This window comes from Streptomyces sp. NPDC059080 (assembly GCF_042739975.1).
GTDB classification, from domain to species: domain Bacteria; phylum Actinomycetota; class Actinomycetes; order Streptomycetales; family Streptomycetaceae; genus Streptomyces; species Streptomyces benahoarensis.
Map to the genome: position 1 here is coordinate 47,441 of NZ_JBHYGX010000025.1, position 25,290 is coordinate 72,730.

At 72.4% G+C, this 25,290-nt stretch carries 18 protein-coding genes; 11 read left to right on the forward strand and 7 right to left on the reverse strand.

All coding sequences use genetic code 11. The features are described 5' to 3' along the window. Nucleotides 1–32: 32 nt before the first annotated feature. The 6 genes from ACFWWQ_RS20155 (at nt 33) to ACFWWQ_RS20180 (ending at nt 9,632) form a co-directional block, all read left to right on the forward strand. Complete coding sequence (locus ACFWWQ_RS20155; RefSeq protein ID WP_384597947.1) at nt 33–1,772, forward strand: amidohydrolase family protein; 1,740 nt, start codon at nt 33–35, stop codon at nt 1,770–1,772. Further along, nucleotides 1,769–3,295 carry an aldehyde dehydrogenase family protein gene (locus tag ACFWWQ_RS20160; protein WP_384597949.1) on the forward strand — a complete coding sequence of 509 codons (1,527 nt, stop codon included), beginning with the start codon at nt 1,769–1,771 and terminating at the stop codon, nt 3,293–3,295. Before ACFWWQ_RS20155 ends, ACFWWQ_RS20160 begins: the two co-directional genes overlap by 4 nt. A gap of 265 nt (nt 3,296–3,560) precedes the next feature. Then, the gene (locus ACFWWQ_RS20165; protein ID WP_384597951.1) at nt 3,561–5,138 is read left to right on the forward strand and encodes an APC family permease; all 1,578 of its coding nucleotides are present in this window, start codon (nt 3,561–3,563) and stop codon (nt 5,136–5,138) included. 255 nt (nt 5,139–5,393) lie between these two features. Continuing rightward, nucleotides 5,394–6,218, forward strand: coding sequence for a TIGR03619 family F420-dependent LLM class oxidoreductase (locus ACFWWQ_RS20170; RefSeq protein ID WP_384597953.1), 825 nt, complete (start codon nt 5,394–5,396; stop codon nt 6,216–6,218). Between the two features lie 309 nt (nt 6,219–6,527). After that, complete coding sequence (locus ACFWWQ_RS20175; RefSeq protein WP_384597955.1) at nt 6,528–6,932, forward strand: VOC family protein; 405 nt, start codon at nt 6,528–6,530, stop codon at nt 6,930–6,932. 39 nt (nt 6,933–6,971) lie between these two features. Beyond that, the gene (locus ACFWWQ_RS20180) at nt 6,972–9,632 is read left to right on the forward strand and encodes a bifunctional FO biosynthesis protein CofGH (protein WP_384597957.1); all 2,661 of its coding nucleotides are present in this window, start codon (nt 6,972–6,974) and stop codon (nt 9,630–9,632) included. Nucleotides 9,633–9,735: 103 nt separating this feature from the next. Here ACFWWQ_RS20180 and ACFWWQ_RS20185 read toward each other — a convergent pair whose 3' ends face one another. Continuing rightward, nucleotides 9,736–9,999 (reverse strand): hypothetical protein, encoded by a 264-nt coding sequence (locus ACFWWQ_RS20185; protein ID WP_143943604.1) that lies wholly within the window; start codon nt 9,997–9,999, stop codon nt 9,736–9,738. A gap of 324 nt (nt 10,000–10,323) precedes the next feature. On the opposite strand from ACFWWQ_RS20185, the gene ACFWWQ_RS20190 reads away from it, so the two are divergent. Then, nucleotides 10,324–11,454, forward strand: coding sequence for an ADP-ribosylglycohydrolase family protein (locus ACFWWQ_RS20190; protein WP_384597959.1), 1,131 nt, complete (start codon nt 10,324–10,326; stop codon nt 11,452–11,454). Between the two features lie 85 nt (nt 11,455–11,539). Here the strand turns inward: ACFWWQ_RS20190 and ACFWWQ_RS20195 are convergent, their stop codons facing one another. The 5 genes from ACFWWQ_RS20195 to ACFWWQ_RS20215 form a co-directional block, all read right to left on the reverse strand. Further along, on the reverse strand, nt 11,540–13,108 hold the full coding sequence (locus ACFWWQ_RS20195; protein ID WP_384597961.1) for a sodium:solute symporter family protein: 1,569 nt from the start codon (nt 13,106–13,108) through the stop codon (nt 11,540–11,542). 410 nt (nt 13,109–13,518) lie between these two features. Next, nucleotides 13,519–14,742: a PLP-dependent aminotransferase family protein gene (locus tag ACFWWQ_RS20200; protein ID WP_384597963.1), complete on the reverse strand. Its 1,224-nt coding sequence runs from the start codon at nt 14,740–14,742 to the stop codon at nt 13,519–13,521. 192 nt (nt 14,743–14,934) lie between these two features. Beyond that, nucleotides 14,935–15,138 (reverse strand): DUF397 domain-containing protein, encoded by a 204-nt coding sequence (locus tag ACFWWQ_RS20205; protein WP_384597965.1) that lies wholly within the window; start codon nt 15,136–15,138, stop codon nt 14,935–14,937. A 269-nt stretch (nt 15,139–15,407) separates the two neighbouring features. After that, nucleotides 15,408–16,274 (reverse strand): helix-turn-helix domain-containing protein, encoded by an 867-nt coding sequence (locus ACFWWQ_RS20210; protein WP_384597967.1) that lies wholly within the window; start codon nt 16,272–16,274, stop codon nt 15,408–15,410. Between the two features lie 305 nt (nt 16,275–16,579). Next, entirely contained in the window at nt 16,580–17,347 is a 768-nt protein-coding gene (locus ACFWWQ_RS20215; protein WP_384597969.1) for a GPP34 family phosphoprotein, read from the reverse strand. Nucleotides 17,348–17,583: 236 nt separating this feature from the next. Here ACFWWQ_RS20215 and ACFWWQ_RS20220 point away from each other — a divergent pair, with 236 nt between their 5' ends. Further along, on the forward strand, nt 17,584–20,199 hold the full coding sequence (locus tag ACFWWQ_RS20220; protein ID WP_384597971.1) for a D-alanyl-D-alanine carboxypeptidase: 2,616 nt from the start codon (nt 17,584–17,586) through the stop codon (nt 20,197–20,199). Nucleotides 20,200–20,510: 311 nt separating this feature from the next. After that, nucleotides 20,511–22,202 (forward strand): hypothetical protein, encoded by a 1,692-nt coding sequence (locus tag ACFWWQ_RS20225; RefSeq protein WP_384597973.1) that lies wholly within the window; start codon nt 20,511–20,513, stop codon nt 22,200–22,202. Nucleotides 22,203–22,298: 96 nt separating this feature from the next. Here ACFWWQ_RS20225 and ACFWWQ_RS20230 read toward each other — a convergent pair whose 3' ends face one another. Next, the gene (locus ACFWWQ_RS20230) at nt 22,299–22,610 is read right to left on the reverse strand and encodes a hypothetical protein (protein ID WP_384597975.1); all 312 of its coding nucleotides are present in this window, start codon (nt 22,608–22,610) and stop codon (nt 22,299–22,301) included. 408 nt (nt 22,611–23,018) lie between these two features. Between ACFWWQ_RS20230 and ACFWWQ_RS20235 the strand changes: the two genes are divergently transcribed. Together ACFWWQ_RS20235 and ACFWWQ_RS20240 are read left to right on the forward strand one after the other, a co-directional pair. Beyond that, complete coding sequence (locus ACFWWQ_RS20235; RefSeq protein ID WP_384597977.1) at nt 23,019–23,774, forward strand: hypothetical protein; 756 nt, start codon at nt 23,019–23,021, stop codon at nt 23,772–23,774. 133 nt (nt 23,775–23,907) lie between these two features. Further along, a complete protein-coding gene (locus tag ACFWWQ_RS20240; RefSeq protein ID WP_384597979.1) occupies nt 23,908–25,242 on the forward strand; it encodes an ATP-binding protein in 1,335 nt (444 codons plus the stop codon). The last annotated feature ends 48 nt before the right edge of the window (nt 25,243–25,290 follow it).

Below are 25,290 nucleotides of genomic sequence, written 5' to 3' on the forward strand. Positions count from 1 at the left end.
CCCGCCCCGTATGACGAGAAAGGGAACCCGCCATGCTCGACCACCTCATCCAGGGCGCCACCGTCGTGGACGGCACGGGCGCGCCCCGCCACCTCGCCGACGTCGGCATCAAGGACGGCCGCATCGCCACCGTCGCCCCACCGGGCACCGTCACCGAACCGGCCACCACCACCGAGGACGCCACCGGACTCGTCCTCACCCCCGGCTTCGTCGACCCGCACACCCACTACGACGCCCAGCTCTTCTGGGACCCCTACGCCACCCCGTCCCTCAACCACGGCGTCACCACCGTCGCCGGCGGCAACTGCGGCTTCACCCTCGCGCCGCTCCACCCCGACCGGCCCGGCGACGCCGACTACACCCGCCGCATGATGAGCAAGGTCGAGGGCATGTCCCTGGTCGCCCTCGAAGAAGGCGCCCCCTGGGACTGGCACGGCTTCGGCGACTACCTCGACGCCCTCGAAGGCCGTATCGCCGTCAACGCCGGATTCATGGTCGGCCACTGCGCCCTGCGCCGCCACGTCATGGGCCCCGACGCCATCGGCGGCCGTCCCACCCCCGACCAGCTCGACGCCATGGTCGCCCTCCTTCACGACGCCATGGACGCCGGGGCCTGGGGACTGTCCACCACCCAGTCGGCCACCCACTCCGACGGCGACGGCGCCCCCGTCGCCTCCCGCCACGCCGACCGCGACGAACTCCTCGCCCTCTCCCGAGCCGTCGGCGCACACGAAGGGACCCAGATAGAAGCCATCGTCTCCGGCTGCCTCGACCGCTTCGACGACGACGAGATCGACCTCCTCGTCGCCATGACCGGCGCCGCCGGACGCCCCCTCAACTGGAACGTCCTCACCATCGACGCCGCCGTCCCCGACCGCGTCCCCCGCCAGCTCGTCCCCAGCGCCCGCGCCCGCGCCGCCGGCGGCCGCATCGTCGCCCTCACCATGCCGATCCTCACGCCCATGAACATGTCCCTCGGCACGTTCTGCGCCCTCAACCTCATCCCCGGCTGGGGCGACATCCTCGGCCTGCCCCGCCCCGAACGCCTCGCGAAACTCCGCGACCCGGACGTCCGCGCAACCCTGCTCCGCCACGCCCACAGCGAGGAGGCCGGGGTCTTCCGCCGCCTCGCCGACTTCGACCGCTACGTCATCGGCGACACCTACTCCGCCGCCAACGAAGGGCTCAGCGGCCGCGTCGTCCGCGACATCGCCGCCGAACGCGGCCAGGAACCCTTCGACTGCCTCGTCGAGATCTGCGCCCACGACGACCTGCGCACCGTCCTGTGGCCGATGCCCACCGACAACGACCCCGCCAGCTGGGCCCTGCGCCGCGAGACCTGGCGGCACGAGGACGTCCTCCTCGGCGGCTCCGACGCCGGAGCCCACCTCGACCGGATGTGCGGCGCCCCCTACACCACCCGCTTCCTCGGCGACTGCCTGCGCGGCCGGAAACTCGTCGGCCTGGAGGAGGCCGTCCGGATGCTCACCGACGACCCGGCCCGCCTCTTCGGCCTCCGCGACCGCGGCCGCATCGCCGCAGGCCACCACGGAGACCTCGTCCTCCTCGACCCCGAGACCATCGACGCCGGGCCCGCCACCCTCGTCCACGACCTGCCCGGCGACAGCCCCCGCCTCGACTCCCGGGCCCAGGGCATCGTCAGCGTCCGCGTCAACGGCGTCGAGACGATCCGCGACGACACCGTCACCGGCGCCGTCCCCGGCACCGTCCTGCGCTCCGGCCGCCACACCGCGACGGTGAGCACCCGGTGAGCGCCCGCAAGGGCCCTACGGGACGGAGCGCCGATCCGGACCGTACGGAACGGCTCCTCATCGGCGGCGAATGGACCGTGCCCGACGGCGGACACCACGACGTCCTCGACCCGGCCACCGGGGAGACCGTCGGACGGGCACCCGAGGCGAGCACCGCGCAGGTCCGCGCCGCCACCGAGGCCGCCCGCGCGGCCTTCGGCCCGTGGTCGCGCACCACCCCCGAACTCCGCGCCCGCGTCCTCGACCACACCGCCCGGCTGCTCCGCGACCGCCTCGCCCCGTACGCCGAACTCGCCCAGCGGGAGAGCGGCGCCACCACCGCCACCGCCCGCGCCATGCAGGTCGGCGTGGCCGCGGCACGGTTCGCGCGGTACGCCCGCGGCGCGCTGGAACCCGTCGAGACGCCGCTGCCGCCGCAGGTCAACCCGGCCGGACCGATGGGGAAAGCCGCGGTCATCGGCGCGTACGCGGCCCGCCGCCCGGTCGGCGTCGTCGCCTGCATCACCTCGTACAACAACCCCTGGGCCAACCCCGCGGGCAAGATCGCCCCGGCGCTGGCCATGGGCAACACCGTCGTCGTCAAACCCGCCCCGCAGGACCCGCTCTCCGTCTACCGCATGGCCGAGGCGCTCCAGGAGGCGCTGGACGAGGCGGGGGCGCCGCCCGGCGTGGTCAACGTCGTCTCCGGCGCCTCCGCGGAGATCGGCGCGGCGGCGGTGGCGGCGCCGGAGACCGACATGGTCAGCTTCACCGGCTCCACCGCCGTCGGCCGCGCCATCGCCGAGGAGTGCGGCCGGGGCATGAAACGCCAGCTCATGGAGTTGGGCGGGAAGGGCGCCGCGCTGGTCTTCGCCGACCTCGACGACGCCGGACTGGACGCCGCGGTCGCCGGTATCGGCACCACCTTCTCCTTCTACAGCGGCCAGATCTGCACCGCCCCGACCCGCGTCCTCGTCCAACGGCCCCTCCACGACCGGCTGGTCGAACGCCTCACCCACTACGCGCGTCGCCTGCCCCTCGGCGACCCGCGGGCCCGCTCCACCGTGGTCGGCCCGGTCATCTCCGCCGCCCACCGCGACCGCGTCGAGTCCTACCTCGATCTGGGCCGCGCGGAGGGCGCCCGGCTGGTCACCGGCGGGCGGCGCCCGGACGGCCCGGACACGGCGCGCGGTTTCTACGTCGCGCCCGCGCTGTTCGCCGACTGCACGTCCGGGATGCGGATCGTGCGGGAGGAGATCTTCGGCCCGGTCGTGGTGGTGCTGCCGTTCGACGACGAGGAGGAGGCCGTCGCGCTCGCCAACGACAGCGACTACGGGCTGCTGGACTACGTCTGGTCCGGCGATGTGGCACGGGCGTTCCGGGTGGCGGCACGGCTGCGCGCCGGAGGGGTCGGCGTCAACACCGTGGGCCGCAACATGGAGGCACCCTTCGGCGGCTTCAAACAGAGCGGCGTCGGCCGGGACGTGGGCTCGTACGCGCTGCACGCCTACAGCGAGGTGCAGTCGGTGGTGTGGACGGGGTGAGGCCCGCGCTTCCTCCCGGCGTCCGGGAGGCGTCCGGAAGTCGCACGGGAAATTTTCGAAAGGGGCAAAACGGGCATGGCTGCGGTAATCGCACGGCGGGCCGCGCGGCCCGCGAGTCGCGAAGTTGAAGGTTGAGACGGTTTTGATCATTCCATTACGTGACTGAAGCGGGGAATGTGGTTTCGTAATGAAGGCGCTACCGGGCCGCCGATAAGCGGAGTTTGACCCTCTGGATACGGAAACAGCAGCACTTAACGTCCTGTTCATGGTTCAGGTAGACCCCCGGCCCCAGACCGGAGACACGGTAACGAGCGCCGGCGCCACCGGCGGAGAAGCCCGCGGCGACACCCGTGGCAAGGGACTGAGCGGCAACTCCGTCGGCCTGCTCGGCAGCGCGGTCATCGGCGTCTCCACCGTCGCCCCCGTCTACTGCCTCACCTCCACCCTCGGCCCCACCGCCGGTGAGGTCGGCCTGCAGATGCCGGCCATCTTTCTGGCAGGGTTCCTGCCGATGCTGCTCGTCGCCTTCGCCTACCGCGAGCTGAACAAGGCGGTCCCCGACTGCGGCACCTCCTTCACCTGGACCGTCAAGGCGTTCGGTCCGCGCATCGGCTGGATGTGCGGCTGGGGCCTGGTGATCGCGACGATCATCGTGCTCTCCAACCTCGCCGGCGTCGCCACCTCGTTCTTCTACCTGCTGCTCGGCGAACTCACCGGCAGCCAGGCCGTCGCCGACCTCGACGGCAACAAAGCCGCCCACATCCTCACCTGCCTCGCCTTCATCGCCGTCGCCACCGCCATCAGCTACCGCGGCATGACCGCCACCAAAGGCGTGCAATACGCCCTCGTCGGCCTCCAACTCGCCGTGCTCGCCGTCTTCGTCGTGATGGCCGTCGTCAAGGCGCGCTCCGGCGAATTCGCAGGATCCCTGCACTTTTCCTGGACCTGGCTCGACCCCTTCGCCGTCCAGTCCTTCTCCGCCTTCACCGCCGGACTCTCCCTCTCGATCTTCATGTTCTGGGGCTGGGACGCCTGCCTGACCGTCAACGAGGAGACCGCCGGCAGCGCCAAAACCCCCGGCCGCGCCGCCCTCCTCGCGATGCTCGTCCTCATCGGCTCCTACCTGCTGACCGCCATCGCCGCCCAGATGTACTCCGGCGTCGGCGACAAGGGCCCCGGCCTCGGCAACCCGCACACCGCCGACAACGTCTTCGCCGCCCTCGCCGACCCCGTCATGGGCACCGCCCTCGGCGTGCTGCTGTTCGTCGCCGTCCTCGCCTCGGCCGCCGCCAGCCTCCAGACCACGTTCATCCCCGTGGCCCGCACCGTCCTCGCGATGAGCGCCTACGAGGCGCTGCCGCCGTCCTTCGCCCGCATCCACCCGCGCTTCCGGTCACCGGGCCGCGCCACCGTCGCCGCGGGCGTCGCCACCGGCCTCTTCTACGCCGTGATGAGCCTCCTCAGCGAGAACGTCCTCATCGACACGATCTACGCCCTCGGCCTCATGATCTGCTTCTACTACGCGATCACGGCCTTCGCCTGCGCCTGGTACTTCCGCCACGACCTGCGCACCTCCGCCCGCGACCTGTTCTTCAAGGGCGTCTTCCCCACCCTCGGCGGCACCCTGCTGACGGCGGTCTTCACCAAGACCCTTGTCGACATGTGGAACCCGGCTTACGGGTCGGGCAGCTCCGTGTTCGGTGTGGGCTCGGTGTTCGTCATCGGGGTGGGGCTGTTGGTGCTGGGGCTTGTGCTGATGCTGGTGATGCAGCGGCGGAGCCCGGCGTTCTTCCGGGGGGAAGTGCTTACTCGGGGGACGCCGGTGTTGGTGGTGGAGGAGTAGGGGGGCGGGGCCCCTCCCCTCCCCTCCCCCTCCCGCCCCACCTCCACCCCGCCCCACCACCCACCCACGGCAGCATCGGAGACGTGGTCCGGAGTGCCCGTCGCCGGGCCGTGGACCGCGTCGCCGCCACGTCGTGTGTCGCCGCGTGAAAACTGTTCTACGCGGGTGTGACACGGCAGGAAAGGGCTGTGGATAACCCGCGGACGGTGAGGCAACATGCGCTGACCGACACGGCTCACACGGAGGTGCGCGCGGATGCGGATCGCGACCACGATCTTCCTTACCGACGAGACGATCCGGCCCGACCGCCTGGCCAGAGAGCTGGAGCAGCGCGGCTTCCACGGCCTCTACCTTCCCGAGCACACCCACATCCCGGCGAGCCGGGAGACCCCCGCGCCCATGGGGGAGCCGCTGCCCGACGAGTACGGCCGCTGCCTCGACCCGTTCGTCGCGCTCGGCCAGGCGGCCACCGTCACCGAGGGGCTGCGGCTGGGCACCGGCATCACGCTCGTCGCACAGCACGACCCCATCGACCTGGCGAAGCGGATCGCCACCCTCGACTTCCTCTCCGGCGGCCGGTTCACCCTCGGCGTCGGCTTCGGCTGGAACGTCGAGGAGGCCGCCGACCACGGAGTGCGCTGGTCCACCCGGCGGGACCTGGTGCGCGACCGGATGGCGCTGATGCGGGCCCTGTGGGCACCCGAACCCACCGCGTACGAGGGACCGTTCGGCTCCGTGTGCGCCTCGTACGCCCACCCCAAACCGGCCGGTGGCGCGCCCCGCGTCCTGCTCGGCGGCGCCGCGGGGCCCCGGCTGTTCTCGGACCTCACCGCCTACGCCGACGGCTGGCTGCCCATCGGCGGCCACGGTCTCGGGGAGGCACTGCCCGCGCTGCGTACGGCGTGGACGGCCGCCGGGCGCACCGGTGAACCGGCCGTGGTGCCGTTCGCGGTCCGCCCCACACCCGGCAAACTGGCCCACCACCGGGACCTCGGCATCGACGAGGTGGTGCTGCAACTGCCGCCCGCCGGTGAGCCGGAGGTGCTGCGGACCCTCGACGACTACGCGCAGTACCTCTGAGGCGCCGGTACGCCACCACTGAGCCCTCGGGGCGCGGGGCGCGCACCACAGAGGACGCGCCGTGGTCCCCGCCTTCGCCCGGCGCCCGGACCTGCCGCGACGGGCCCGCGGCCCGCTCGTGGTGCCGCCCGTCCTAGGACCACTGCCCGATCCGCCCGCCCCGGGGAGCCCCGACCGTGGACCGATCCGCCGCCGCCCGGCCGGGCGTACCGTCGAAGGCACGGGGTGTTTCCGTGCGGGGCGGGCACGACGGCCGTCCCGTACGGGAGGTGGCCCCGCCCGGTAGTCCGCGGCTCCTAGGAGATGACCATGCCGCAGCTCGACCACACGATCGTCCACAGCACCGACCGCTTCGCCTCCGCCCGTTTCCTCGCGGAGATGCTCGGCACCCCCGAGCCCCGCGCCTACGGACCGTTCGCCGCCGTCAGCCTCGACAACGGCGTCGTCCTCGACTTCGCGGAACACGTCGCACCCGACGGCGACTTCGTGCCGACGCACTACGCGTTTCTGGTGACGGAGGACGAGTTCGACGAGATCTTCCGCCGGATAAAGGACAGGAACCTTCCCTATTGGGCCGATCCCCGCCATAAGAACGCACAGAGCATCAATCACCACGACGGCGGCCGCGGCGTGTACATCGACGACCCCGACGGGCACGCCCTGGAGTTCATAACGCGTAAGTACTCGGAGGCTCTGCTCGCAGGTTTGCAGTGATCGCGTTCCGCTGTCGGTGCGCGCTCGTATGCTCAGAGGATGACTTCCAGCGCGCAGGTACCTGACCAGGGATCACACCGAGCGGACGCGCCGTCGGCGAGCGGTGGCACGGAGCCTTCCGCGCCGCCCGCCGCGAACGCCGTACGGCGCGCGTTGCGCCGGGCCCGGGACGGCGTCGCGTTGGACGCCGGCGAGGCGGCGGTGCTCCTCCAGCTCCGCGGCGACGATCTGAAGGACCTCTGCGCGAGCGCCGCCCGGGTGCGGGACGCCGGTCTGGACGCCGCCGGACGCCCCGGCGTCATCACGTACTCCCGTGGCGTGTTCATCCCGCTCACCCGCCTGTGCCGCGACAAGTGCCACTACTGCACGTTCGTCACCGTCCCCGGCAAGCTGCGCCGCGACGGCCACGGCATGTTCATGTCGCCGGAAGAGGTGCTCGACGTCGCCCGGCGCGGCGCTGAGATGGGCTGCAAGGAGGCCCTGTTCACCCTCGGGGACAAGCCCGAGGACCGCTGGCCCGAGGCCCGTGAGTGGCTGGAGGCGCACGGCTATGACGACACCATCTCCTACCTGCGCGCCATGGCCATCCGGGTCCTGGAGGAGACCGGGCTGCTGCCCCACCTCAACCCCGGCGTGATGTCGTGGACGGACTTCCAGCGCCTCAAGCCGGTCGCGCCCTCCCTGGGCATGATGCTGGAGACGACGGCCGAGCGACTGTGGAGTGAGCCGGGCGGACCGCACCACGGCTCGCCCGACAAGGATCCGGCCGTCCGGCTGCGTGTCCTGGAGGACGCCGGCCGCTCCAACGTTCCCTTCACCACCGGCCTGCTGGTCGGCATCGGTGAGACCTACGAGGAGCGTGCCGAATCACTCTTCGCGCTGCGCCGCATCCAGCGCTCCTACCACGGCATTCAGGAACTCATCATGCAGAACTTCCGCGCCAAGCCGGACACGGCCATGCGCGGGATGCCGGATGCCGAACTGGAGGAGCTGGCCGCGACGATCGCGGTGGCCCGGCTCGTCATGGGTCCCTCGACCCGTATCCAGGCGCCGCCCAACCTTGTCGACGGCGAGTACGAGATGCTCATCGGCGCGGGCATCGACGACTGGGGCGGTGTTTCACCGCTCACCCTCGATCACGTGAACCCCGAGCGTCCCTGGCCCCAGATCGACGAGCTCACCGAGCGCACCGCTACCGCCGGCTTCGCCCTGCGCGAACGGCTGCCCATCTACCCCGAGTTCCTCCGTCGGGGCGAGCCCTGGCTCGACCCGCGGCTGCTGCCGCACGTCCGCGCCCTGGCCGACGACACGGGCCTCGCCGACGAGGACGCTCCCGTCGTGGGCCGCCCCTGGCAGGAGCCCGACGAGGGCTTCTCGCTGGCCCCCTCCGGCCGCACCGACCTGCACCGCACCATCGACACCGAGGGTCGCACCGGCGACCGCCGCGACGACTTCGACAACGTCTACGGCGACTGGGAGGCGCTGCGCGAGGCCGCCGCCCCCGGGATGGTGCCCTCCCGGCTCGACGCCGACGTCCGCGAGGCGCTGTCGCAGGCGGCCGACGACCCGACGCAGCTCACCGACCCCCAGGCCCTGGCGCTGCTGCACGCCGACGGCCCGGCCCTCGACGCCCTGTGCAAGATCGCCGACGAGCTGCGCCGCGACACGGTCGGCGACGACGTCACGTACATCGTCACCAGGAACATCAACTTCACCAACGTCTGCTACACCGGCTGCCGGTTCTGCGCCTTCGCGCAGCGCCGCACCGACGCCGACGCCTACACGCTCTCCCTGGAGCAGGTCGCCGACCGCGCCCAGCAGGCGTGGGACGTCGGCGCGGTGGAGGTGTGCATGCAGGGCGGCATCCACCCCGACCTGCCCGGCACGGCGTACTTCGACATCGCGCGCGCCGTCAAGGAACGCGTCCCGGGGATGCACGTCCACGCCTTCTCCCCCATGGAGGTCGTCAACGGCGCGACGCGGACGGGCCTGTCCATCCGGGACTGGCTGGCCGAGGCGAAGGCCGCCGGGCTCGACACCATCCCCGGCACTGCTGCGGAGATCCTCGACGACGAGGTCCGCTGGGTCCTCACCAAGGGCAAGCTGCCCACCGCCACCTGGGTCGAGGTCATCAAGACCGCCCATGAGCTGGGCATCCGCTCGTCGTCGACGATGATGTACGGCCATGTCGACCAGCCGCGGCACTGGCTGGGCCATCTGCGGCTGCTGGCCGAGATCCAGCAGTCTGCCGCCGCCAAGGGCGTCGAGGGCTTCACGGAGTTCGTCACCCTGCCGTTCATCCACACCAACGCCCCGGTCTACCTCGCGGGCATCTCCCGCCCCGGCCCCACCACCCGCGACAACCGCGCGGTGACGGCCATGGCGCGGCTGCTGCTCCACCCGCACATCACCAACATCCAGACCAGCTGGGTAAAGCTCGGCACGGAGGGCGCCGCCGAGATGCTCCGCTCCGGCGCCAACGACCTGGGCGGCACCCTCATGGAGGAGACCATCTCCCGGATGGCGGGCTCCAGTTACGGCTCCTACCGCTCCATCCAGGGCCTGCTCGCCATCGCCGACGCCGCGGGCCGCCCGGCCCGGGCCCGCAACACGACGTACGGCCCGGTGCCCGAGGAACGTCAGCGCGCCGCGCACGCCTCGGACGGCCACCTGCCGGAGCTGCTGCCGGTCCTCGACTGAGGCGTACGACGGTACGAGGGGCGCCCGGCGGCATGCGGGCGCCCCGCCCCGGCGGATCCCCGGGTGCCCAGGCCCGGCGGCGCACCCCTTGGGTGGCACGTCCCTAAGGCGGCGCACCCCCGTCGTACTCCGCCTCGTGCTGGAGGATGCACTGCTGCCACTGCGACAGTGCCTCCGCGCGATCGCCGCCGGAGTCCTGCGCGGCGGTGATCAGCGCGTCCGCGGCCATGGCCGCCAGCCGGACCGCGACATGGCAGACATCGCGGTGCGGGAGCGGCCGGAGGAGTTCCACCGCGCCGTCGCTGTCGCCGGAGAGAGCGGTGGCGACGACGGCCATCGTGGTGCGGTCCCACTCGTACTCGGACATGCGGGGAGCATGCCCACCCCGGACCGCCGCCATCTTCGAACTCCCGCCTGAAAGCGGCCCCACGGCCCGGCGGGCGCCCGGAAAACCGCCGCCACCCGGGCCGCGCGCCCCGCCCCACCAGGCCGTCCGTCCCCGGGTGCCCGCCTCGTACGGAGGTCTCGGGCGGACGCGCACCGATCGGGAGCGGACCGACCAAAAGCCGCCTGATGGGCGTCTTGTCGCATTCCGTTCCTGTCCCGAACCGATCAATCCTGGTCGATTACAGTGCTGCGCCAGAGGGTCCGTACGGGGCCGGACGGGCGTTGTGGGGTTCGGGAGGGCACAGTGAACGCAGCGGCAGGCGGCACCGGTACCACCGCCATCTGGGGCCGTGCCGAACAGCAGGACTTCCGCAGCCGGGTCCGCGGTTGCCTGCTCGGCGGTGCGATCGGCGACGCGCTCGGCGCGGGCATCGAGTTCGACTCCCTGGACGCCATCCGCGAGGCCCACGGCCAGGAAGGCGTCACCGACTTCGTCCCCGCCTTCGGGCGGCGCGGCGCGGTCACCGACGACACCCAGATGACGCTGTTCACCGTCGACGGCCTGATCCGCGCCCAGGTCCGCCGCGACACCGGCGCCTGGCACCCGCCCACCGACGTGCACCGCGCCTACCTCCGCTGGGCCGCCACCCAGCGCGACTGGGGCCCGGACGAGCGTAAGGAGGACGACGGCTGGCTGGCCCGCGAGGAGTGGCTGTACTCCCGCCGCGCACCGGGCCGCGCCTGCCTCACCGGCCTCGGCGACGACACCATGGGCACCCTGGACAAGCCGAAGAACCCCGACTCCAAGGGGTGCGGTGCCGTGATGCGCTCCGCGCCGTTCGGACTGCTCGTCGGCTGGGAGCCGCAGCTCGTCTTCCAGCTCGCCGTCGAATGCGCCGCCCAGACCCACGGCCACCCCACCGGCTACCTCGCGGCCGGAGCCTTCGCCGTCATCAGCCACGCCCTGGCACGCGGCGACGACCTCGACAGCGCCGTGCAGAACGCCCTCGCCCACCTCGCCACCCGCCCCGACCACGAGGAGACCACCGAAGCCCTCAAGCGGGCGCTCGGCGCCGTACGGCAGGGCATGCCGACGGCCGCCCGGGTCGCATCGCTCGGCGAGGGCTGGACGGCCGAGGAGGCGCTCTCCATCGGCGTCTACTGCGCGCTCGTCGCCGAGGACGTCCGGCACGGCCTGTTGCTCGCCGTCAACCACGACGGCGACAGCGACTCCACCGGCGCCGTCTGCGGCAACCTCCTCGGCACCCTGCACGGCGAGACGGCGCTGCCCCCCGTCTGGCTGGTCGAGCTGGAGGGCCGTGACACCATCCTCCAGCTCGCCGACGACTTCGCCCTGGAGATGACCCAGGGCCCGGCCCTGCACGGCCCCGCCGGCTCCGCCCCGGGCTGGCTGGCCCGCTACCCGAGGGCCTGACGGGTCCGGGGGAGAGACCGCCCCGGGCCAACGGGCCCCGGCCAAGGGCCCGCCCCCGGCGCGCGCCCGCCCCTCTCGCGCCCCCTCACGCCCTCCCCGCGCGCCCCGCCGCCCCGTCCGCCCGCTGCCCGGGGAGCCGCCGGGCGGGCCCGAATCCGTCCTCGCCGTCCCCGTCCCCGTTGATCCGGTCCAGGACCGCGTCCCGCTCCGGGGTGTCCTCCGGCCTGACCAGGCCGATCAGCAGGAACAGCACCAGCGAGGTGGCCACCGGCGCCACGATCTGGATCTGCAGCTGCACCCCGTCGATCCCGTAGTTCGTCAGCCAGAACGCGAACAGGCCCGCCGCCCACGACACCAGCGCCGCCGTCGGCCCGGACCTGCGGCACTGCCGCACCATGCCGAGCAGGAACGGGATCGAGATCGGCCCGACCAGCCCGGCCACCCACTTGATGACCACGGTGATGATGTCCTTGAACGCCGGCGAGTTGACCTGCGTCGCGATGGCCATCGACAGCGCCAGGAACGCCACCGTCGACAGCCGCGCAGCCAGCAGCCCCGCCCGGTGCGACCAGCCACGCACCCGTTCCCCCACCTTCGGCAGCGCCGGGGCGATGTCCCGGGTGAACACCGCCGAGATCGCGTTCGCGTCCGACGAGCACATCGCCATCGTGTGGGAGAAGAACCCGACCACGACAAGACCCAACAGCCCGTGCGGCAACAGCCGTTCGGTCAGCAGCGCATACGCGTCCGACGCGTCCGGCTTCTGCGCCCGTACCAGCAGCGGCGCCATCCACATCGGGAAGAACAACACCGCGGGCCACACCAGCCACAACGCCGCCGACAGCCGCGCCGACCGCACCGCCTCCCGCGCGCTGCGCGTCGCCATGTAGCGCTGCGCCTGGTTCCACATCCCGCCGCTGTACTCGAAGGTCTTGATGAAGAGATACGCCAGCAGGAACGTCAGCGTGTACGGCCCGGCGGTCGGCGCGGTGTGCCCCGCCGGCAGCCGGTCCCACGCCGTCCACAGCGCCCCGAAACCCCCGAGCTGCGCCAGGACCGCCACCAGCATCGCCACCCCGGCCAGTAACTGGATGACGAACTGCCCCAGCTCGGTCAGCGCGTCCGCCCACAGTCCGCCGACGGTGCAGTAGATCCCGGTGACGACACCGGTGATGAGGATGCCCTGGTTGAGCGACATGCCCGTGAACACCGACAACAGCGTCGCGATCGCCGCCCACTTGGCGCCCACGTCCACGATCTTCAACAGCACCCCCGACCAGGCCAGCGCCTGCTGCGTCGGCAGGTTGTAGCGGCTCTTGAGGTACTCCAGCGGCGAGGCCACGTGCAGCCGCGACCGCAGCCGGTTCAGCCGCGGCGCGAACAGTCGCGCCCCGATGGCGATACCCACCGCGATCGGGAACGACCAGGTGACGTACGAGGTGATGCCGTACTGGTACGAGATGCCCGCATAGCCGGTGAACATCACCGCGCTGTAGCCGGACATGTGGTGCGAGATGCCGGACAGCCACCATGGCATCCGGCCGCCCGCGGTGAAGAAGTCTCCGACGTCGTCGACCCGCCGGTGTGACCACACACCGATCGCGACCATCACGCCGAAATAGCCGATGAGCACAGCCCAGTCGAGACTGTTCATGCCCCCTCCAGGGGTCCGCCTGGTGAACGTGGACCACTTCGCCGTGACGTTCCGTAGGGCGGTTCCCCGTGCGGGAGCGGGGACTTGGGGGATTGAACCGTTCGCCGGACGGGCCGGTCAAGGCCCTGCGGATCACAGATATGAACGACGGTCACCAAGCCGAACGATTTTGCCTGCTCTTGACCGGCCGGGGCGTTGTCCCCCGTCCGCCGCCGCCCCCACGATGTGCGGACACTTCGCCGGGCTCCGCAGGCCCGACCAGCACGGCCACCCACCGTCCCGCTCCGGCGGCACGGCGACCGGCCGCACGGGAGCGGGATCCCGCGCGGCGCCCCACCGACCCGCCGGAAGGAACGCCCCACGGACGAAGCCGCACGGACGAAGCCGCGCCCCGGAACGCCCCGCGCCGTTCAGCCCGTGGGACGGGCGTCCCGCAGCGCCGCACCCAACCGGACCAGCCCCTCGCCGATCTCCTCCGGCGGATGCGTCACGAACGAGAGCCGCATCGCCGTCGCGTCCGGTGTCCCCGCGAAAAACGGCGCCCCCGGGACGTACGCCACGTCATGCCGCACCACCCCGGGCAGCAGCGCCGCCGCGTCGTACCCCTCGGGCAGCGTCGCCCAGACGAACATGCCGCCCGCCGGACGGTTCCACCGCGACCCCACGGGCAGCGCGTCGCCCAGCCCGCCGAGCAGCGTGTCCCGCCGCGCCCGGTACGCCTCCCGCACCCGCACCAGATGCGCGTCCAGGTCCGCCACCGCCAGATAGCGCGCGGCGGCCGCCTGATCGACGGTCGAGGAATGCAGGTCCGCGGCCTGCTTCGCGATCACACAGGCCCGCCGCAGCCCGGCCGGGGCCCGCAGCCACCCCAGCCGCAGCCCCGGCGCCATCACCTTCGAGAACGACCCCAGCAGCGCCGTACGGTCCTCCGCCCCCGGGAACGACGCGATCCACGGCACCGGCTCCCCCTCGAACCGCAGCTCCCCGTACGGATCGTCCTCCGCGATCCACAGCCCCCGCCGGGCCGCGACCGCAGCCACCGCTGCCCGCCGCTCGGCCGACAGCGTCCGGCCCGTCGGGTTCTGGAACGTCGGCACCAGATAGAGCAGCTTGGGCCCGACCCGCGCGGCGATCTCGTCCAACGCCTCCGGGACCAGCCCCTCGTCGTCCGTGGGCACCGGCACCACCCGTGCCCCCGCCAGCGAGAAGATCTGCAACGCCGCGAGATAGCACGGGTCCTCGACGAGCACCACGTCACCGGGCTCCAGCAGCGCCGTCGTCAGCAGCGTCAGCCCCTGCTGCGACCCGGTGGTCACGATCAGATCGTCCGCGGCGGTCGTCAGCCCCCGGGCGGAGACCCGGCCCGCGACCGCGGCGCGCAGCTCCGGATCGCCGTCGGTCGGCGAGTACTGCAGCGCCCGCCGCGGCTGCTCGGTCAGCACGTGCCGGAACGCGTCGGCTATCCCCACGGCGTCGAACAGCTCCGGCGCGGGCAGCCCACCGGCGAACGAGATGACCTCGGGCCGCGCGGTCAGCGCCAGAATGTCGCGCACCGGAGAACTCCCCGTCCGCGCCGCCCGGGAGGCGAGCCCCGGGGCGGGAACCGTGGACGGGCTCTGGGCCGGATCCGTCATGGCGACTCCAATCGCTCGCGCGCGGGCCACCCCCGCGTCAGCTCGGTCGCCGGAGCTTAAGCCGCCCGCCCGTCCCGGCACAGGGGGCCGCACCCGGGTCCGGACAGGGGAGAGCCCCCTCGGCCTGGACAGGGGATCCGGTCGAGAGGGCTCGGTGCCGCGCGATGGAGGCGCGGCGGAACGACGGGCCGGTCAGGCCAGGTCGAAGGCGCCGTCGGCGACATCCGAGACGAAGGTGCTCCAGGCGGAGTTGTCGAAGGTGAGGCGCGGGCCTTCGGGGTCCTTCGAGTCGCGCACCGCAATCGCCTCGGCGGCCGGTACGGCGATTTCGACGCAGGCGCCGTTACCGCCGGAGTACGAGGACTTCGTCCAGGAGAACGCGGAATTGGGCTGCATGACCTTGTTCACTGTTCGCTCCGACTACTGTGAGTTGCCGCGGATTCGGTAGTGCTGACGCTACGCGCCAACTTCCCTTGCGGCAGGAGCAGTTCACCCTTCCGAATGGCGAATTCCTTGATCCCTTTTCAAGCCGCCGGGCGCCGGTGTACCTTGCGGATCCCTCTGCCGGAGGGGCTGATTCCGCACCCCTTCCGACCGGCGCCTCCTGCCCCTCCCCGCCCGCGCGGCGCCTCCCGGCCCCACCCGTCAATTCCGTGGAAAGGGCTTCAACTCACCGCATCGGCATGTCGCTTCGCAATCGCCGCGATGAAGTCCCGGCTCTGTTCGGCATTCAACGCCTGTGCCCGCAGATGTTCATACATGATCGTGTACTTGTTGACGTCGTTCGTCTTCTCCAGATACAGATCACTCGTGACGCCCTCGATATAGACCACGCTCGAATCGGAGGTGGCGTTGAATTCGAGAATGGAGAACGTGCCGGACATTCCGGCATGCGCTCCCGTGTCGTACGGCAGCACCTGCACCGTCACATGCGGCAGGGCGCTCATCTCGACGAGATGCTCCAGCTGCTCACGCATGACGGCGGGACTGCCCACCACCCGCCGCAGCGCGCTCTCGTCCAGCACCACCCACAGCCGCAGCGGACTGTCGGGATCATCGACCCGCTCCTGACGCCGCAGCCGCACCTGGATCCGCTTCTCCAGCTGATCGGCGGCGAGCTCCGGCAGCACGCCCGGAATCACCGCCCGGGCGTACCGCGGCGTCTGCAGCAGCCCCGGCACCAGCAGCGACTCATAGACCCGCAGTGAGGCGGCCTCGGTCTCCAGCCCGATGTAGACGCTGTACGGGATGTCGCCGAACGCGTGCCACCAGCCCTGCTGCCGGGAGTCCTTGGCCATCTGCATCAGCGAATCCACTATCCGGCGGTCGTCCACCTCGTAGACACCGCACAGATCGCGGACGTCGCGCTGACTGATGCTGCGGCGGCCGTTCTCCAGCCTGCTGATCTTCGACTGCGAGACCAGCAGCCGCTCGGCCACCTCCTCCGCCGTCATGCCCTTGAGCTCACGGAGCCTGCGCAGCTCCTGGCCCAACCGGCGTCGTCTGACGGTGGGGTTGACATGGGACGCCACGGGACGTGCACCTCCGGGTCCGTACTGCTTGTTCCGTGCCAGCAGGGTGCCACCCCGGGTGGACGCCGCGCAGTCAAACGCACACAGAAGGCGAGCACGCCACGGCGCGGGACGGCGGACCGGCCGTCGTCCGGAGCGGCCGACCCGCCGTCCCGCGCCAACTACGGCTCCCGAACGGGCTCGTGGGGACGGTTCTGCAGCCGGTCGGCGCCCCAGCGGCGTACGGGACGCCGGGACGGGGCGCCGACCGGAGCATCACGGGAGCGCGCGGACGGCGCACGCACCGCCCCGCACGCCCCCTGTGATCAACGTGCGCCGGCCCGGGCCATGCTGCCGTGCCCGTGCCGTGAGGGGACCGGCACTCCGGACGCGTTCGCCGCGCCCCGGCCGGCCGGCTGCCGCGCCGGGCCGTGGCCCGAACCCGCCGCCGGTGTCCGCCGTGGCTGCGCCGCGGCGCCGTTCTGGACGTCCATGACCGCGTGCGCGACCAGTCCGCCCATGGGGTCGTGCCGGATCAGATCCCGGAGGCGGGAGCGTGATGAACGCCCTTCGTTCCCCGGGTAGAGGTGCTTGCCGAGTCCGACCGCATGGGCCAGCGCGGCGAGCGCCGCGGTCCGCGGGTCCGGCGGTACGCCGGTGCGGATCGCGGTGTCGAGCCGGGCCCTGATTTCCCGGCTGATGGCCGTCTCCGTCGCCTGGTAGCGCGTCGTCGGCAGCACCCCGCACATCTGCCCCTCCACGGCATGAACCATGCCGCAGCGTTCGAGATGCGAGAGGTACGTCTGGCGCAGCCCCAGCCGGGGCCCGCCGATCCAGTGGACCGCGCGCACCGGACTGCCGCGTCGCCGCAGCAGTTCGAGCGCGGAGTCCAGAGTCGGATCTCCGGTCGGCCGTGGCATCACCACGGCGATACGATCCCCGTCCGGGGCTATCCGTCCTGCCAGAGCCAGCTCCACTAGCTGGGCCCCGGCCAGGCCGAGGTCGAGCGACTGCGGCTGCGCTGTGGTGCCCGTTGCCGGGTCCAAAGCCAGCAGCAGAAGCTCCTCCGGAATTGTTCTGCGGCTCCTGCCCATCCATGCCTCCCCGCGTGGATGCATGACAGGGTGACCCCTCTCACATTCATCTGTCGAGAGTGCGTGGGGGGTTCGGCAGGGAACCTGCAGGTATGTCGTTCTCGTCTAGTGCGTCGACGGCGACCTCCATGGGGTGCGGCGGGACGAGGTGGCGCGGGGCGGCGGATGCGTGCCGCGCGAACACAGGACACTTGAGAACACTGGGTCAGACAGTGCGACATACGAAGGAGACATCGGTGGCGGGCGAGTCCCCCGACAAGTCGGGCAAGAAGCAGGCGTCGGGGAAGGCGCGGGGCGCGAACGACCCGCGCCTCGCCGTCCTCCGGGGGGAGCCGGCGGAGGCGGATAAGGACGCGGAGGCCACGGAGGCCGAGAACGCCGAACGCGGGGCTTCTGAGGCCGCCGAGGCGTCCGGGGACGCTGCGGCGCAGAAGAAGCCGGAGACGGCGACGGACGGGGCTTCTGGGGCTTCCGAGGCCGATGGGTCCTCCGAGGCAGCCAAGTCCACCGAGTCCGCCGAGACGGATGAGGCTGCCGATGGCGGCGACGGGCCGGGCGAAGACCGGCTGCGGACCGCCGTTGCCGCCTGGGTCGCGGGTAAGGACGATGGTGCGGAGAGCGCCGATGCCTCCGACGGCGCTGATCCCGCCGATGGCGATGACGGCTCCGCCGGTGCGGACGCGGACACCGACGCCGGTGGCGAGGGTGCGGACAGCACCGAGTCCGCCGATGAAGGGAAGGCCGAGGCTGCGGGGCGTAAGGAGTCCGACGCCGAGGACACGAGCGGCAAGGGTGACGCCGCGGCCTCCAAGAGCGACGACGTGTCCGTAGCGGACGGCGCCGACGCGTCGGACGAGGACGACGACGAGGACGACGACGAGGACCGGCCGACGGCCGTTTTCACGACCAAGGGCAAGAAGTCCGGTGCGGACGAGGAGCCCGTCGACGACGCCACCCGCGCCTTCACCATCGCAAAGCTCAAGGGCAAGGAGAAGCCGGAGGAGAAGGCGAAGCCCGAGGGCAAGGAGAAGCCCGAGGCGGAGCCGAAGGGCGCGACCGGAGCCGACGGTAAGAGCAAGGAGTCCGAGAAGGGCGAGGCCAAGGACGCAAAGGCCCCCAAGGCCGAGGCCAAGGCTGCGGACAAGGGCGAGGGCGAGGGCGAGGGCAAGTCTGCGGACAAGGCCGAGGCCAAGTCTGCGGACAAGGCCGAGGCCAAGGACGCAGCCAAGGCCAAGGGCGCCGAGCGGGAAGCCGAGCGCACCAGTCAGTTCGTCGCGCTGAAGTCGGACGACACCGGTGCCGCCGGGCGGTCCATCGGTAAGACGGCCGCCAAGCCGGGCGAGAAGGACGGCAGCGCGACGGCGGGTGCCGGTGCGGCCGCCGCGGCGAGCCGCTCGGCGTCCGGTGAGCCCGGAACGGAGAAGTCCGCAGCGGAGAAGTCCGGCGCGGAGAAGTCCGCAGCCGACAAGTCCGCCAAGCCCGGTAAGCCGCCCGCCGGTGCCACCGCCGGGCCGCAGCCGGAGGCGCTGCCCGCGAGTGAGCGGACCCGGCAGGAGCCGCTGCCGCCCCTCGACCTGCTCGCGCAGCTCACCAACACCCCGCCGCCGCCCGAGACCACGCTCCGTACCGTCGTCCGGCGGTTCAAGATCTGGACGCCGCTGGCCATCCTGCTGGCGATCATCTTCGTGGTCGTCCAGTCGCTGCGCACGCTGCCGGAGCCGACGCTGGCCGTCGGCGAGTCGACCGCGTTCACCTTCAAGGGCGGCAAACTCTCCATGCCGTGGCCCGGTCAGGGGCAGTCCGCGGCGGAGGTCGTCGGCGTCGGCAGCCTCGGCACGTCGGGGCCGCAGAAGCCGGTGCCGACGGCGAGCGTCGCCAAGGTCATGACGGCCTACGTCATCCTGCGCGACCACCCGCTGAAGAAGGGCGAGAAGGGCGCCACCCTCACCATCGACGCCAAGGCGGCGGCCGACTCGAAGAACAAGGACGAGTCGCGGGTGCCGCTGCAGGAGGGGCAGAAGTTCAACCAGACGCAGATGCTCCAGATGCTGATGATCCCCTCCGGCAACAACGCCGCCCGTCAGCTGGCCCGTTGGGACGCCGGGAGCGAGGAGGCGTTCGTGAAGAAGATGAACGACGCCGCCGCCAAGCTCGGCATGACGAACACGACGTACACCGACCCCAGCGGCCTGGCGAAGACGACGGTCAGTACCGCCGTCGATCAGCTCAAGCTCGCCCGTGAGGTGATGAAGAACGGTGCGTTCCGCGCCGTCGTCGCCACCGAGAACGTCCAGATCGACGGGCTGCCCGAGCGGCTGTTCAACAACAACAGCCTGCTCACGACGATGCCGTACGTCGTACGCGGCATCAAGACCGGCTCCAGCACGCCCGCGGGCGGCGCCTTCATGTGGGCCGCGTACCGCACCGTCGGCGGCAAGGACCAGCTGCTGCTCGGCGTCACGATGGACCAGCGCACCAGCAGCTCCGACCCCAACGCGCACCTCAAGCTGGCGCTCGACAACAGCGCGAAGGTGATCACGGCGGCCAGGGAGGCGCTGGTCGCCGACACCGTCGTCAAGAAGGGGCAGGTCGTCGGCTACGTCGATGACGGTCTCGGCGGTGAGACGCCCGTCGTCGCCACCAAGGACCTCACCGCGGTGGGCTGGCCCGGTCTGAAGGCCGCCTTCTCGATCGGCAGCGGCGGCAAGACCGTCCCGCACACCGCCAAGGCCGGGACCGAGGTCGGCGTGCTGACCGTCGGCAGCGGCGACAGCACCCAGCAGGTGCCCGTCGCCCTCGCCGAGGACCTGACCGCGCCCACCTTCGGCGCCAAGCTGACCCGCCTCGCCTGAGCCCGGCCCCGTACGGGGTGAGCACGCCCGCCCTCGTCCCGTACGGGGAGCCGGCCCTCATCCCGTACGGGGCCGTCTCCGTCCCGGAACAGGTCTCTTACGGGGCATCACCTCGTCCCGTACGGGACGCGCCCCGGGCTCGCCCCGGAGGCCGTACGCCCGGACCCGTACGGGAACCGCGGCCGACCCCGTAGGGGCAGCCCGCCGGGAGAGCGAAGCCGACCTGCCGTCCGAGGGGAGCGGCGGCCCGGCCCCTAAGGGGTAGGGTCCGGGCTCTCCCCAGGGGCGAGCAGGAAACCGCCCCTCCCCGGGTGAGCACCCTCCTGATGTGCACGGGCCACCGCACGCCCCCGCCGGACCGCTCGCCCAGAACGCGACCGGAGCCCGCCATCGACGCCACCCGGACCGAACCGGCCCCCGAAACCCCGGCGGAGACCCCCGCGCCCCTCGCGCCGCGGGCCCGGCGGCTGCGGGACACGGTGGTGCCGGTACCCGCCGCGCTGATGTGCGCGCTCGGCGCCTGGGGGCTGCGCCGAGACGGCGCCATGTGGCGCGACGAGATCGTCACGTACGACATGGCGCACCGCGCACCCGCCGCGCTCTGGGCCACCCTCCGCCACGTCGACGTGGTGCACGGCCTCTACTACGCGCTGATGCACCTCTGGTTCACCGCCTACGAAGCGGTCCTCGGGCCCGGCGGGCTCCTCGGCCCGGCGTTCGGCGGTGCCGTCGGCCGGACCCTCTGCGAGGACGTCGTCGCCCTGCGCCTGCCGTCCCTCGCCGCCATGACCGTGGCCGCTGCCGGTGTCGCGCTCCTCGGGAACCTCCTCGTCGGACGCCGCACCGGCCGCTGGGCCGGTATCGCGTTCGCGCTGCTCCCGCCCGTGCAGCAGTACGCCCAGGAAGGCCGCTCGTACGCGCTGGTCTGCGCCCTGGTCGTCTGGGCCTGCTCTCTGCTCGTACGGATCGCGGTCCACACCAGGCAGGCGCCCGGCCGCTCGCGCCGCGCCCTGTGGGCCGGTTACGCGGCCCTGATGCTGACGGCGTGTCTGCTGCACGAGTTCGCCGCCCTGGTGCTGCCGGTGCACGGCGCCGCGCTCATCCTCGGCCGACTGCCGCGCCGCACCCTGCGTACCTGGGCCCTCACCGTCACCGGCGTCCTCACCGGACTCGCCCCGCTCGCCCTCTACAGCACCCGCCAGTCCGGCCAGCTCAGCTGGCTGATCTGGCCCGACCCGCTGCAACTGCTCACCTTCGCGGTCCTCGCCGCCACCGGCATCGCCTGCTCCCGCGCCCGCATCCGCTCCCGCGGTCCCCTCGGCCTGCGCGCCCTCGGCCTCCCCCTGCTCCTGCTCCCCACCTTCCTCCTCTTCCTGCTCTCCTCCGCCGAACCGGCCTACGTCGACCGCTACGTCCTCTTCTCCCTGGCAGGCTTCGCGCTGCTGGCCGGTGCCGCGCTGGCCCGGCTGCTGCGCCCGGCGGGGGAGGACGGCCAGACCGGCACCCGGCTACGGCGGCGCGCCCTCGCGCTGGCCCTGGCCGTCGCGGCGCTGCTGCCCGTGGACATCCGGCTGCGGACGCCCGTCAGCCGGGTCGACGACGGTACGGCCGTCGCCCACGCCGTACGCGCACTCGCCGGGCCCGGCGACGGCCTGCTCTTCACCCCGGCCCGCCGCCGCGTCTGGGTCGCCGCCCGCCCCGACGCCTACCGTGACCTGCACGATCTGGCCCTGCGCCGCGACCCGGTCGCCTCGCACACCCTCTACGGCACCGAACCCTCCGGCGACACCATCCGCTACCGCATGCTCACCACCCCCACCGGCCGCCTCGTGGTCGTGGGTGACGGCCCCGACCAGCCGGACGACCCCAACGACCAGGAAATCGCCAAACGCACAACGCTCCGCGAGGCGTTCGTCCTGTGCCGGAGCCGGGCGGTCCATGGCGGGCGGGTGGCGCTTTATGCGCGGGCCGAGGCGGGGTGCGGCACGAGGAGGGGGCGGTAGGCGCTTCGGGACGGTCGGCCCGTCGGCCCGTCAGTCCGTCGGCCCGTCAGTCCGTCGGCCCGTCAGTCCGTCGGGCCCGTCAGTCCGTCGGGCCCGTCACGCCTCGCGGTGGTTCGCGGTGGCGGCGCCCAGCGCGGAGCCCTGGCGGCGCCGACGCATCGCCAGGCCCACCATGCCGAACGCCGCCAGCGCGCCCACTCCGGCGACGAGGAGCGCCGTCGGCAGATGGCCCACCTTCTCCGCCAGCCCGGCCAGACCGTTGTCCGGCAGCATGATCGCCGTACGGTCGCCGGCCACCGGCCCGGTCGTATCGGCGGCGACAGCCGCACCGGCGGGCAGCAGCAGCGCGACGAGCGCACCGGACGCGACGGCAACGGTGCGGATCACAGAGCGACGCTGGTCGGACATCGGGCACTCCTCGTCAGGGCGGATCGGGCGGACCCGGTCGGGGCGGATCGGACGGACCCGGTCGGGGCGGGGCGGTTCAACCGGCCCGCGCGCTCTCGCCATCACTGCCGAGACCGACCCGGACGCGGAACTCGACCGCGCACGCGACCGCCTCCGGGACTGGCCCCGGACCGATTCTGCGGCCCTACGCTACGGAGCTTGTTTCACGGGAAACCGTACGTCGTGTAACAGTCACCGCGATCTCTGCGTACGGTCCCGTCACGGAATGGCCCACCTGAACCGTCCGCCGCCCGCCACCTTGGGTAACTTGGCGAGATATGTATGGATTCGTGCGTACGGTCATGCCGGAGCCTAGGGGCCCGCGCTCCCGCCTGGCGGTGCCCGTCGGCCAGGGAGGGCGGTGACCGGATGCGTCCACGGGCCCTGGCGCCGCTCGTCGCGCTGCTGCCGCTCGCCCTCGTGGCGGGGTGCGCGGGGTTCGAGGGGCTGCAGAGCGACGGGCGGGCCCGGGAGGTGAAGGCGCCGTTCGCGCTGTGGACCGACCACTCGCCCGCCCCGCCGAGCAGGAGCGACAACCCCGTCGCGCTCAAACCCGTACCGCACATCCCGCACCTCCCGAGCGGCAGCATGGCCGACGCCGACCCGCGCGCGGTCCTCGACGCCGACCTGGCCGCCGACGGGCAGAAACCGCCGGAGCCGGGCTCCGTGCGCCGCCCGGTGTTCCACGACCTCACCGGCGACGGAAAACCCGAATTGATCATGGCCGTGGACCTCGACGACCGCACCAGCGACCTGCGCGTCTACAGCGTCCGGCGCCAGATCGTCACCCGCGTACTGGCCCTGCGCGGCGTACTGGCCGGCGTCGAACTGGCCGCAAGCCACCTCGTCGTACGCGAACCCACCAAGGACCCGCGCTACGTCAGCGTCACCGACTACCTGTGGGACAAGGACCGGATGACCCTCTGGGACCTCACCCTCGACGACGCCCGCAAACCCCGACCCGCCCGCAGCGGCACACCCGTCCCGGTTCCGCCGGTTCCGCCTGTGCCGCCTGCCGGGGCCCTGGCTGCCGGGACTTCGACCGCCGGGGCTTCGCCTGATGCTGTGCTGTCCGTCGCCGCTCCGACTGCCGCCGCGCACGCCCCGAACGGAGAGCGGCGATGAGCCCGCGTGGGGGTCGGCGATGAGGCGGCCCGGGCGGCGGCGTGCGCCTTCTGGGGGGCCTCCCCCCTCCCCCTCCCCCTCCCCCTCCGCCCCTCCCCACTCCTCACCCCTCCGCCGTGCCACCGCACGCGGCGTGCCTGGCCGACTCACCGCACTGGCCCGTCGTGCCGTGCGCCGGGCGGCGGTCTCCCTTCGCTGGAAGATCGCGTTGACGGTGACCGCCGTGTGCTGCGCGGTCGCCGCGGTCCTCGGCGTACTGGTGCACAACGCGGTGGCCCGTCAGACCGTCGGCCAGGTGCGCAAGGAGACGCGCGCGGATCTCGATATCGCCCTGGATCTCTTCGAGTACGGCACCTCCCGCGAGGGCATCAACTCCGTCCTGGATCCACCGCAACTACCCGCCCCGCTAAGAGAGTTGGTGCGTAGTGGCCAGCAGGGCAGCATGGTCGGTACCTATCGAGGGCGTCCCGTCATGTGGGCGGCGGCGCCCGCGGGTGATCAGGTCATGGCCGTGTGGTCGCCGTACGGGAACACCAGCCGGTCCCTGGAGAAGTTCGATACGGCCATCCTCGGGTCGGCGGTGCTGGCCGCGACGGCGGTGGCGCTCGCCGGGTTGTTCCTCGCGCACCGGATCAGCCGACGGCTGACCAGGACCGCGGCGGTCGCCCGCCGGATCACTGCGGGCGATCTGGACGCCCGGGTCGGCGCGGCACCGGGCGGTGGGCCCGGCGGGGGAGGCACGTCCGGTGGCGACGAGGTGGCGGCGGTCGCCGCGGCGCTGGATTCCGTGGCCGGTTCGCTGCAGAGCCGACTCCAGGCCGAGCAGCGCTTCACCGCCGATGTCGCGCACGAGCTGCGTACGCCGCTGACGGGCATCCTGGCCTCGGCCGCTCTGCTCCCGGAGGGCCGCCCCAAGGAGATGATCAACGACCGGCTGCAGGCGCTGCACCGGCTCACCGAGGATCTGCTGGAGATCTCCCGCCTCGACTCCGGCGCCGAACACGCCGACCTCGACTCCTACGATCTGGGCACGCTCGTCGAACGCTGTGTGCACGCCACCGGACTCGACACGGAGGTCCGGACCGTGTCCTCCGGCGTCGTCGAGACGGACCGGCGGCGCCTGGACCGCATCCTTACCAACCTCGTCCTCAACGCGCACCGCCACGGCCGCACGCCCGTCGTGGTCACCGTCGACGCGGCCCCGGGCGGCGTGACGGGTGCCGCGCCGACGATCGAGGTACGCGATCACGGCCCGGGCTACCCCGACGATCTGCTGCGCCACGGCCCCCGGCGCTTCCGCACCGATGCGCCGGGCCGGGGCCGCGGTCACGGCCTGGGCCTGACCATCGCCGTCGGCCAGGCCGCGGTCCTCGGCATCGACATCCGCTTCTGCGACGCGCCCGACGGCGGCGCCCGCGCGATCCTGCACCTTCCCCCGCCTTCCCCTGTACACGATCACCCCTCCTGACCTGCGGTTTCCCTGCTGTGCCAAGGCCGCCCGCGCGCCGGGCCGCCC